Below are 11,600 nucleotides of genomic sequence, written 5' to 3'. Positions count from 1 at the left end.
AAAAGGAAGCAGAACTATGGAAATGATGATTGAAGACCTGATGGAGCAGTTGATTGAAATGGGTGGCTCGGATTTGCATTTATCCGCAGGTTTGGCTCCCTACTTCCGCATCAGTGGCAAACTCACCCCCATCGGTGAGCATGTGTTGACAGCTGATCAATGTCAAAGGCTGATTTTTAGTATGCTCAATAACACCCAGCGTAAAACCTTAGAGCAGAACTGGGAGTTGGATTGTTCTTATGGTGTTAAGGGTTTAGCTCGCTTCCGGGTCAATGTCTATAAAGAACGTGGTTCTTATGCTGCTTGCTTACGGGCATTAAGTTCTAAGATTCCTAACTTTGAAAAATTAGGTTTGCCAGATATCGTGCGGGAAATGACAGATAAACCCAGAGGGCTAATTCTGGTGACAGGCCCTACAGGTTCCGGCAAGACAACTACTCTAGCGGCAATGATTGACTTGATTAACCGCACCAAGGCAGAGCATATTTTAACGGTGGAAGACCCAATTGAATTTGTCTACGAACCAATTAAAAGCTTGGTTCACCAACGGCAACTGGGTGAAGATACCAAGAGCTTTGCTAATGCTTTGAAAGCAGCTTTGCGGGAAGATCCAGATATTGTTCTGGTGGGGGAAATGCGCGATTTGGAAACGATTTCTTTGGCGATTTCTGCCGCAGAAACAGGACACTTGGTATTTGGTACGCTACACACCAGTTCTGCTGCCCAGACAGTTGACCGGATTATTGACGTTTTCCCCCATGAAAGACAAACCCAAGTGCGGGTGCAGTTGTCTAACTCTTTAGTGGCGGTATTTAGCCAAACCCTGGTGTCCAAGAAAAACCCTAAACCCGGTGAATATGGTCGGGTAATGGCTCAAGAAATTCTGATTGTCACTCCTGCTATTTCCAACTTGATTCGAGAAGGCAAAACAGCTCAAATTTACTCAGCTATTCAAACTGGCGGCAAGTTGGGAATGCAAACTCTGGAGAAGGTTTTAGCCGATATGTACAAAGCCGGAACGATCTCCTTTGAAGCGGCGATGTCTAAGACTTCTAAGCCAGATGAAATCCAACGTCTCATCGGTACTGCGGCACCGCCCCAGGCAGCAGGTGCAAAACCCGGTGCAGCAGCGGCCAAAGCCCATTAGAGGAACAGGGGAGAAATCAATTCAAAATTCAAAATTAAAGAACTTCTGCCTCCTACCTCGTGCCTCTTCTTTCCCAATGCCCATTTTGAATTAATTTATGCCAAACTACGTTGCCCGTGTGCGGGATTCTCAAGGGAAATCCCGAACAGAAAAAATTGTTGCCGAATCCTTGGTACAAGCTCGGACTAATCTCAGAGATCAAGGTTTTGTAATCCAAGAACTCAAGCAATCTCAAGGATTTCAGCCAGATGTTGCCTTCAAAAAATTCCAGAATTCCTTAGTTAAGGTTTCTGTGAAAGACAAAGCCGTTTTTTCGCGTCAATTTGCCGTTTTGATGAATGCGGGAGTTGCGATCGTTAGAAGTCTGGGGGTACTTTCTGAACAGTGTAGTAACCCTAAACTGAAACAAGCTCTTGTGGAAATTAGCATTGATGTTCAAAGCGGGATGAATCTTTCAGAGTCAATGCGGAAACATCCTGACTGCTTTGATGGATTATATGTGAGTATGATTCAAGCTGGCGAAGTTGGTGGTGTTCTAGACGAAGTATTAAATCGTTTAGCCAAGTTATTAGAAGATGTTGCTCGCTTACAAAACCAAATTAAATCAGCATTATCTTATCCAGTGGTCGTGGGTTTTATCGCAGTTGCGATCTTCCTCGGCATGACCATTTTTCTTATTCCCATTTTTGCCACGATTTTTGAACAAATTGGTATTACATTACCACCTCTAACGCAATTTTTGATGGATGCTAGTAAATTTTTGAGAAGTCCGAAGGCTGTCATCCTTGTCTTTATTATTGTCGGATTGAAAATTGCCTATGGACAATTCGGTAAAACTCCTGCTGGTCGCCTAACAATTGATCGTCTTTCCCTGAAGGTGCCTTTGTTTGGCGACTTAATTCAAAAATCTTCGGTCGCCCGCTTTAGCAGAACTTTTGGTTCTTTGACTCGTTCAGGTGTGCCAATTTTAACTTGCTTAGAAATTGTCCGAGATACATCAGGAAACCAAGTGATTGCCAATGCCATAGATGCAGCCCGCCTTGAGATTCAGCAAGGAGGTATGATTAGCATTGCTTTACAACAAAGTGAAAGCGTTTTTCCGGCTATGGCAATTCAGATGATTAGTATCGGAGAAGAAACTGGAGAATTAGATGCAATGTTGATGAAAGTTGCCGATTTCTATGAAGATGAAGTTGAGCAGGCAGTAAAAGCAATGACCAGTATTTTGGAACCAGTGATGATTGTAGTTCTAGGGGGAATGGTTGGAACCATTTTGCTAGCGATGTATCTGCCTATGTTTAAAGTATTTGAAACGTTGGGATAGAGGATTAAGAGCAAAGCCGGAGATGCTCCGCCTCCGGTTAGAAGTTAGGAGTTAAAACTCTTTATTCCTTATTCTTAACTTCTAACTAATTAATTTTATTATTAACTCTTCACTATTTAATAAACTATGACTGTGCAAAAATCTCAGTACGAAGCGAGTTTGGCAGAGTACAGCAATCATCTAGCTGCGATCGCCTTACTAAAGCAATATCGGCCATACTTGGAGATGATTCCCAGTCTGCGCCGTCCAGATGAAAGTGTCATCACTATACCCTTGCCAATTGTCCGCCTTCGCAACACTGCTACAACAGCCCCACAAACGATTTGCTTACCCTGTGATGTGGCAATTTTGATGTGCGATCCAGAGTGGAAAATCAAAACTGGAGCCGAAATTTTAGTCTTTATTCATCGCGCTCACGAAGACTTTTCTGATTTGTTAGGACGTTGGCGACAAACCCAAGTTTGCCTGGACAATGATTATGAGTGGTTGATGCCTCTGTGTCATAGTCATATTTTGAGTGAAGGAGCTAATACTATATATCCTCTGTTTGTCGTTTTTAGTGAGACTTTAGAACGTATCCCAAGAGGTCTTGTGGGAGCCGAACTCCCATTTATTATACAAACACCAGATTTGCTGGTTGAGGAGAATTTCACAGATATTTTCTCTTCACAAATTCCACCAGCTTAGGGACTTCTAGTTAAAAAAACATTCCATTGTAGGGGTGTAAGTGCTTGCGTACCTATAAATGTACTAAGAGGATGTTTGAAAAGTATTTGGCTGTGATTTTAGGCACTTTGATCCCCCCTAACCCACGCCAGTCGCTCCACTTGGGGAGACCCCAAGACCGCGCTGGCTCCCCTTATAAAGGGGGGAACCGGAGTCAAAGTCCCCCTTTATAAGGGGGATTTAGGGGGATCTAAAATATTTTGATACCGACAAGAGGACTTTTCAAACAACCTCTAAGCGAGTTAATATTGTTTCTTTGTGCAACTGCATATATTTACCCTCCACTTGCTAAACCAGGGGGGTTTTATTATGTGCATCTTCATACAGAATTGTTATATAGCAGCCGCCACGCAACAGATTTTCACCTCTCTTAACCAAACTACAAATTAGCTCGTAAAATAATACCTTAAAAGGGCTAGTTCTACAAAAATTTATTTTTATTTTTTGAATAAGAATAATATGAGGATTTTGCAAAGATTCAGTAATCTTACGGTTGCCAATAAATAATTGTCATAGAATTAGAGACATTTAAGAGCTAATATTTTATACTAATGAATCGTTTTTCTCAGAAAATAACGAATTCTCAAGAGAGCATTTCACAACAAACTCAGTTGGGTAGGATGTGTGGTTCCAAACGGCTATTTCGCGATCGCTATGAAATACTGCAAATTTTGGGTCGAGGTGGTTTTGGTGTGACATTTTTAGCCAAAAATGCCGTATTACCTGGGAATCCACTGTGTGTCATTAAACAGCTTTGTCCAAAAGTGACTAGTCCCCAAAGTTGGCAAAAGGCATGTATGCGCTTTGAAAAAGAAGCAAAAATTTTGGGTCAACTCGGTAGTCATTCGCAAATTCCCATGCTATTAGACTACTTTCAGGCGAATGGGGAGTTTTTTTTAATTCAAGAATATGTGCCGGGTTTGACTTTGGCACGAGAAGTGCGGCAAACTGGGCCCAAAAGTGAAACCTCAGTTAAACAGTTTTTACAGGAATTATTACCTGTATTACAGTATCTTCATAAACATCATGTGATTCATCGGGATATTAAGCCGCAGAATTTATTGCGGTGTGAATATGACGGGCGGTTAGTGCTGATTGATTTTGGTGCGGTGAAAGAGCAATTAGTTGATGCTTGTGAAAACTCAATCAATCAAGCTGCAAATACCAACTTTATCGGGACTAAGGGATTTGCACCACCAGAACAGTTTTCTCTACGTCCAGTTTATGCCAGTGATATTTATGCACTGGGTGTAACTTGTATTTATATGTTGACTGCTAAAAGTCCTTTAGAATTGGACTACGACTCAAATACTGGTGAAATATATTGGCAAAAACAGGTAAATATCAGCAACAGTTTCGCCCAGATTGTAGGAAAAATGGTGAAACTTACCTTAGATGATCGGTTTAAGACTGCCGATGAAGTGATGAAAGCTTTAAGTAATGAAAGTTATTTGCCTACTTTGGCTAACTGTCTAACTACCCAAAAATTAAATAATAAAAGTATTACAAAACACGAAATTACAAAACACGAAATTATACAACACGAAATTATACAACATGAAATTATACAACATGAAAATTATGATGTATACTTGCCACCTGTAGCCAGAACTGCTAGTGCCATTCGGAAATGGAGAGCAAGGTTCAAGGAAACAAGGTCGCATAGTTAAGTTGAAGACTTTTTTACCGAAAGTATCAAATGAATAATTAATCATGGGCAATTTAAAATAGCCAAAACAAATTTAGTAATAATTTTAACTATATTTGATAGTCAGTGATGATTAATTCATCAGGGTTTATCTTCAATACTTACTCAGTTATCGCTTGCCAAGATACAAGCAAAATTACTAGGTTTAACAGTTCAAAAAAATATTTCTATTCAGATTATTATATAATCGATAGAATAATTAATCTTATGGCTCTCGTAGTTTTCCACAGATGAGGAAGACTGACTACTATTTACAAACGCTAACTATATAAGTAATTCCCCAATCCCCAGAACAGGGTTTTCTACCACAAGTAAGCGAGAGTCAATTTTCTTAAGGGAAAGTTCGGGGCAAACTTAGCCTAAGTTGTCATGCAGTCGCGCCTGTCAGATCATGATCTGCTGCTTAAATCCCGATTGCTCAAATCCCCTGAATCCCAATGGAAAGAAGTTTTGCCAAAGTTGTAGCACCCCGCTGGTGTCACTTTTAAGAAATCGCTTCCGTGTCATCCGAGTCCTTTCAGATGAGGGGGGATTTGGCAGAACCTATCTATCAGAAGACGTAGATAAACTCAATGAACGCTGTGTTATCAAGCAATTAGCTCCAAAATTCCAAGGAACTTGGTCGCAAAAAAAGGCGATGGAGTTGTTTGCCGAAGAAGCGCAGCGACTACAAGACCTTGGGGAACATCCCCAAATTCCGACTTTGATCGCTTACTTTGAGCAAGACGGCTGCCTATATTTGGTGCAGCAGTTTATCAATGGGGAGAATTTGTTAAAGGAGTTGCAACAGCGCAAGGCTTATAACGCTAGAGAAATTCAATCTATTTTGCTAGACTTACTGCCCATCCTAAAATTTATCCACGATCGCAAAGTTATTCATCGGGATATCAAGCCAGAAAATATTATCCGCAATAAAAGTGATGGGCGATTAAGCCTGATTGATTTTGGTTCCTCAAAGCAATTCACCGCCAAAGTTCAGCAGAAATCTGGCACATCCATTGGTTCACATGGTTATTCTCCCCTAGAACAAATTAGAGACGGGAAAGCTTTCCCCGCCAGCGACTTGTTCGGTGTGGGGGCTACCTGCTTTCATCTACTAACCGGAAATTCGCCCTTTCAGTTGTGGATGGAATCTGGGTACGCCTGGGTAAGTAATTGGCGGGAATATTTGCGGAGTCCATTAAATCCTGAGTTGGATTTTGTCATCGACAAGCTTCTGAAAAAAGATATCCATGAACGTTACCAGTCAGCCGATGAAGTCCTTAGAGACTTAACTCCCAAACAACTCCTCGCCCTGCCACCTGCGGGTAAGTCATCTGGGAAAATACCACCAACTAAAGCACCATATTTACCAAAAAGTTATCCCTTACTGAGAATTTTCATCTTGGTAAGTGCTTTCATACTCTTGTTTGGATTCAGCGAATCTTGGTATAAAAATTTTCGCCGGATTCAGACTAGTTTGGTTTCTAGGCTAAGTCAGCACAATAGTCCTGGTAAAAATGACGCGATTTTGAGTCAGATTACCTTGGGTAAGGTTTCCTTAGCTAATACCCTCCAAGGACACCAAAGCTCGGTTTTATCTGTCGCCATCAGCCCTGATGGCCAAACCATAGCCAGCAGTGGCGACGATCGCACAATCAAACTTTGGAATCTCGCAACCGGGAAACAAATCTCTTCACTCAACGGGCATTTTCAGCAGGTGAATGTCGTGGTAATTAGTCCAGATGGCAAACTTCTGGTTAGTGCGAGTGATGACAACACGATTAAAATCTGGAATCTGGCAACGCGAAAACAAATTCGCACTCTTATAGGGCATTCTGACTCAGTTCATGCCCTAGCCATTAGTGCTGATAGCCAGACTTTAGTTACGGGCAGTGATGACAACACGATTAAAATCTGGGATTTGGCAACAGGAGAGCAAATTCGGACACTAGCAGGGCATACATTCTGGGTGCGGTCAGTGGCCATCAGCCCCGATGGTGTGATTCTGGCCAGTGGCAGTTTTGACAAGACGATCAAAATCTGGAATTTAGCAAAAGGATACCCCATCCGCACACTAGAAGGAAATTCTCAAACAGTGACAACCGTGGCTATTAGTCCAGATGGTAAAACTTTAGCCAGTGCTAGCCGCGATGTCTACGACGGGCAACGCCTACGCACCATCAAACTTTGGGATTTAGCTAGGGGAAAAGAAATTCGCACACTGGTGGGACATAGCAACACTGTCACATCCGTAGCCTTCAGCCCCGATGGTAAAATTGTTGCTAGTGGTAGCCGCGATCGCACCATCAAACTGTGGAATACAGCCACAGGAGAAGAAATTCTCACATTAACAGGGCACACTAAGACCGTAACATCCGTTACCTTCAGTCCTGACGGCAAAACCCTTGTTAGTGGTAGTGAAGACAACACTATTAAGATTTGGCGGTTGTCTCAGTCAGTGGGGACTGGGGGATGAGGGAGAATTATTCAACAAGTTTACTTCTTGTCTCTTTTTCTTCAAATTCAAAAGGATCACTTTGTGGCATCAGCTATAGCGATCGCGTTGCTAAAAAAATCGATCAAGTCGAGCTTAGAATATAGTCAATCTGTATTTACCGCGTTCCTGTGGATTCTTGGAAGTAACAACTATATAGTACGTATCATCTTCAGGCAACCTCGCTCGGTCAATTAAAGCACTGTACACACCACCTTTGTCTTTGTCTTTATCGATAGCGATCGTCTGTCCATGAGAATTTAGCAAAGCTACATAAGGAGAAAACTCTTCATCAACACTATCTACACGAATACTTACAAGCTGATTTTTTTTACCTTGAAAATTAGAAACATTGTAAGCGCCGCCATTTTGTTTCAGGGTTGAGCTTTTGGCAGTTAGTTGATCTGATTCATCTAAAGTATAGCTAGCTCTGTCATTCCTGAGAGCCAAACTATATCGACCTGTATCTCCAGGATCTTGACTAGTAACAGCAATCTTGTAAGTGCCATTCTTAGGCAGTCGCGCAAAAATGAATGCATCATCGCCACCACTACTTTTATCCAAAGCGCCTTTTTTGACGATGATATTATTATCAGGATCGTGCAGAAACAATAAGGGTTTTAAACTCAAGTTATTGGATCTACGTGTATCGTTACTGCCAATCAGCCTAATTTGGACTAATTGATTTTCTCTACCCTCAAACTCGTAGAAATGAAAATATCTACCTTCAGATTGAAAGTCACTCTTACTCAAAATACCCAATGCAACATCTACAAAGTTAATCTCTCTGTAAGTAGGTGTCACAGACGAAGAAAGCGCTGAATTATCGAGATTTTGGTTCCCACTTGTCGCTACATTAGAACTTGGCTTGCGAACTCTCCCAGAGCCAGTATTGGAACGATTAGCATTTGAAGCAGTCCTACTTCTAGATGATCTAGATGCAGAGCCACTATTAGAACGATTAGAGTTTGAGTTAGAAGTCCTACGTCCAGATGAACTAGGAGTAGAGCTATCATTTGAAACGCTAGAAGTTCGCTGAGAATTTTCTGTATGAGATGATGCACGACGAGTCTGCTGTATTGGTGACTCAATAGATGTCTTCCGTCTTGGAGATACTGACGCTTGAGAAGCAGGAATTTGCTCAATTCCTTTTTTTACTGCTTCTGGTTGTCTCTCATCTGGTGATTTAGCAATTATGAAGTCTTGGAAATTTTGAGGTTTTCCTAAAGCACTTATAGGCAGCACATTAGTTGTGATTAACAAACTACTACTCACGCAACCAATTAAAATATTACTTAATTTGCGGCGATATTTTTTGTTTTCTAATAGCATAATTACGCTCCTAATTTTGCTGATGTTTTTGTCTTTCAGAGATCGACAAAATTAATATTATTTGCTGTTTTTGCAGCAGTACTTATGTAAACTGAAAGAAAAATTTAGTGTATACACCTTAGCGGCTTGCCAAAGGCATCGTCTGTCACCAAATGAATTCGTATATTATACATACCCAAATTTTGCCACTATCAAATCGAAAAAATTATATTTTCAATTTAGACTACTAGAGTAAATCTCAATTTTGTAGGTATATACTGAGCTACAAAGTTAAATAGCTGCTTTTCGGATTATTGCCCAGATATTTTTGTAAAGCTGACTAAATGGCTAAGAGGATGTTTTAAAAGTCGTGATTGATGTATCAAATATTTTTACCCCTCCCTAACCCTCCCCGTATGTATTGGGGAGGGAACCGGATTTTTCTTGTTTCCCCCCTTTACAAGGGGGGACTAAGGGGGGTAACAACGCAATTAAAATCACAGTCAAACACTTTTCAAACATCCTCTAACACAGATGTAATACATAAGCAGAGTTGACGCCCATCAATTCGTCAAAAGGCATCGCTCAATCACAACTTCTTGCAAGTTATCTAAATTGTTCAATACCTGATGAGGTAAGGAAATTGGGGATTTGTATGGTATCTCAGTGATATTTCCTAACAAGAGAGATTATACTGCATGACTTAAGATGAATATATACTCCAATTGAAATGGATTCCCAGTATGCTCTGTTGTGTGAATCCCGATTGCCAAAAACCCCTAAATCCTGATAAGAACAACTATTGCCACAGTTGTAGAGCGGAATTGATACCCCTGCTAGGAGGTCGCTATCGTCCCACTCAGGTGTTGTCAGATGAGGGCGGATTTGGTAGAACCTATCTGGCAAAAGATGTACACAAACTGAATGAATGCTGTGTTGTTAAGCAATTTGCACCAAAACTTCAGGGAACTGGGCCACTAACAAAGGCCACTCAGCTATTTAAACAAGAAGCGAGCCGACTACAAGAACTCGCAGAACATCCGCAAATTCCAACTTTATTGGCTTATTTTGAGCAAAATCACTATCTGTTTTTGGTACAGCAGTTTATCAATGGGCAAAACTTGCTTAAGGAATGGGAGACGCGGGGAAGCTACAGCGAAATAGAGATTCGCGAATTTTTGCTAGATTTATTACCTGTGCTGAAGTTTATCCATGTGCGAGGAGTGATTCACCGGGATATTAAACCACAGAATATTATTCGCCGTCAAAGTGACTGGCGATTAGTGCTAATTGATTTTGGAGCCTCCAAGCAGCTGACGGCAACAGTGCAGACTAAAATGGGCACTGTTATTGGCTCACACGGTTACACTGCACTTGAACAGATGCAAGATGGAAAAGCTTACCCAGGCAGTGATTTATTCAGTTTGGGGGCGACTTGTTTTCATCTCCTGACTGGGGTGCGCCCATCTCAACTTTGGATGCAGCAGGGTTATGGTTGGGTTTCATCTTGGCGGCAATATTTGACCAGTCCAGGTAGGGACGGGGTTTCTGTGTCTATACACTTGGGTGAAGTTTTGGATAAGCTCTTGCAACTAGACATCGATAAGCGTTATCAATCGGCTGATGAAGTCATCACTGACTTGACACCTCGACTACCACCATTGTCATCAATACCCCCAACTATACTTACACCAACATTTGCAGCTACCCCAGTAAACAAGAGGCAAATTTCACCAAAATCAAATAACAATCTCAAAAGTCAACTGCTGTTAGGTTCTAGCATTTTGGTATTGGGATTAGGGGGAATTTGGTATTTCCAGTCTCGCCCCCAGACAGTCAGCGAGGTTCCTGAACCTATTTCTCAGCCCATTCCTCAGCCTATTCAGCCCCAAAAAAGCGTCTCAGAAAATTCTTATCTACCCAAACCCTTCAAGGGGCATTCTAGTGACGTGAATTCCGTAGCTTTCAGTCCTGATGGCATAACCCTTGGCAGTGCTAGTGATGATAAGACAATCAAGCTATGGAATCTGGCAAGTGGAAAAGAAATCCGCACTTTAGAAGGACATTCCAATTGGATTTGGACTATAGCTTTCAGTCCTGATAGTAAAACCCTCGCCAGTGGCAGCGCGGACAAGACAATCAAACTATGGAATCTGGAGACAGGAAAGTTAACCCGCACCTTGCAGGGAAATAGCGACGGAGTTACTTCCGTAGCTTTCAGTCCTGATGGTAAAACCCTTGCGAGTGGCAGTGCTAGTAAGGACATGAAAATCAAACTGTGGAATCTGGAGACAGGAAAGTTAATCCGCACCTTAGAGGGACATACCAGTGGTGTTGCATCTGTCGTTTTCAGTCCTGATGGTAAAACCCTTGCCAGCGGTAGTTGGGATAAGACAATTAAATTGTGGAATCTGGAAACAGGAAAGTTAATCCGCACTTTGGAGGGAAATGCAGAGTCGATTCTTTCAGTCGCTTTTGCTCCCGATGGTGTCATCCTTGCCAGTGGCAGTAAAGACAAGACAATTAAATTGTGGAATCTGAAAACAGGAAAGTTAATCCACACCTTAAAGGGACATAAGGATAAGGTTAATTCTGTCGCTTTTTTGCCAAGCGTAAGTTCAAATGGTGTCATCCTTGTCAGTGGCAGCAGTGACAAGACAATCAAACTTTGGAACCCAGTCACCGGAAAGGAAATCCGCACTTTAGAGACTGGTTCTGGATATATTTATGCCGTTGCCATTAGCCCAGATGGACAAAGTATTGCTGGTGGTGGGAGTGGTGAGAACATTCTCAAAATTTGGCAGATAATTAATTGAAAATATCTGATAGTGCAGATTCGGGATAGGTTGCGACTTTTTCGGGTTCCACCCCAGAATATTTAGTTTGGCTAAAACCTCAAATTAAGTAG

The 11,600-nt window shown here is 41.6% G+C and carries 6 protein-coding genes and 1 pseudogene; 6 read left to right on the top strand and 1 reads right to left on the bottom strand.

Annotated elements, in window-relative coordinates:
- Nucleotides 1–13: 13 nt before the first annotated feature.
- From V7K62_RS12930 to V7K62_RS12910, 5 genes and pseudogenes are all read left to right on the top strand, one after another.
- A pseudogene (locus V7K62_RS12930) lies at nt 14–1,147 on the top strand (type IV pilus twitching motility protein PilT); the annotation flags it as partial.
- A gap of 97 nt (nt 1,148–1,244) precedes the next feature.
- Nucleotides 1,245–2,471 (top strand): type II secretion system F family protein, encoded by a 1,227-nt coding sequence (locus V7K62_RS12925; protein WP_334864466.1) that lies wholly within the window; start codon nt 1,245–1,247, stop codon nt 2,469–2,471.
- A 126-nt stretch (nt 2,472–2,597) separates the two neighbouring features.
- Nucleotides 2,598–3,158, top strand: coding sequence for a hypothetical protein (locus V7K62_RS12920; protein ID WP_334864464.1), 561 nt, complete (start codon nt 2,598–2,600; stop codon nt 3,156–3,158).
- A 590-nt stretch (nt 3,159–3,748) separates the two neighbouring features.
- Nucleotides 3,749–4,867 (top strand): serine/threonine-protein kinase, encoded by a 1,119-nt coding sequence (locus tag V7K62_RS12915; protein ID WP_334864463.1) that lies wholly within the window; start codon nt 3,749–3,751, stop codon nt 4,865–4,867.
- 429 nt (nt 4,868–5,296) lie between these two features.
- The gene (locus V7K62_RS12910) at nt 5,297–7,363 is read left to right on the top strand and encodes a serine/threonine-protein kinase (protein WP_334864461.1); all 2,067 of its coding nucleotides are present in this window, start codon (nt 5,297–5,299) and stop codon (nt 7,361–7,363) included.
- A gap of 114 nt (nt 7,364–7,477) precedes the next feature.
- Here the strand turns inward: V7K62_RS12910 and V7K62_RS12905 are convergent, their stop codons facing one another.
- Nucleotides 7,478–8,713: a peptidase gene (locus V7K62_RS12905; RefSeq protein ID WP_334864459.1), complete on the bottom strand. Its 1,236-nt coding sequence runs from the start codon at nt 8,711–8,713 to the stop codon at nt 7,478–7,480.
- Nucleotides 8,714–9,435: 722 nt separating this feature from the next.
- On the opposite strand from V7K62_RS12905, the gene V7K62_RS12900 reads away from it, so the two are divergent.
- Complete coding sequence (locus V7K62_RS12900; RefSeq protein ID WP_334864457.1) at nt 9,436–11,508, top strand: serine/threonine-protein kinase; 2,073 nt, start codon at nt 9,436–9,438, stop codon at nt 11,506–11,508.
- Nucleotides 11,509–11,600: the final 92 nt, after the last annotated feature.

Origin of the sequence: Nostoc sp. (assembly GCF_036917935.1) — a bacterium.
GTDB lineage: Bacteria > Cyanobacteriota > Cyanobacteriia > Cyanobacteriales > Nostocaceae > Nostoc.
This window is presented reverse-complemented; position numbering and strand designations above follow the sequence as displayed.

Bases quoted from the DNA above. Each gene is read 5' to 3' on its own strand.
- V7K62_RS12920 (WP_334864464.1), top strand. From the start codon at position 2,598: ATGACTGTGCAAAAATCTCAGTACGAAGCGAGTTTGGCAGAGTACAGC.
- V7K62_RS12910 (WP_334864461.1), top strand. From the start codon at position 5,297: ATGATCTGCTGCTTAAATCCCGATTGCTCAAATCCCCTGAATCCCAAT.
- V7K62_RS12905 (WP_334864459.1), bottom strand. From the start codon at position 8,713: ATGCTATTAGAAAACAAAAAATATCGCCGCAAATTAAGTAATATTTTA.
- V7K62_RS12900 (WP_334864457.1), top strand. From the start codon at position 9,436: ATGCTCTGTTGTGTGAATCCCGATTGCCAAAAACCCCTAAATCCTGAT.
- V7K62_RS12925 (WP_334864466.1), top strand. From the start codon at position 1,245: ATGCCAAACTACGTTGCCCGTGTGCGGGATTCTCAAGGGAAATCCCGA.
- V7K62_RS12915 (WP_334864463.1), top strand. From the start codon at position 3,749: ATGAATCGTTTTTCTCAGAAAATAACGAATTCTCAAGAGAGCATTTCA.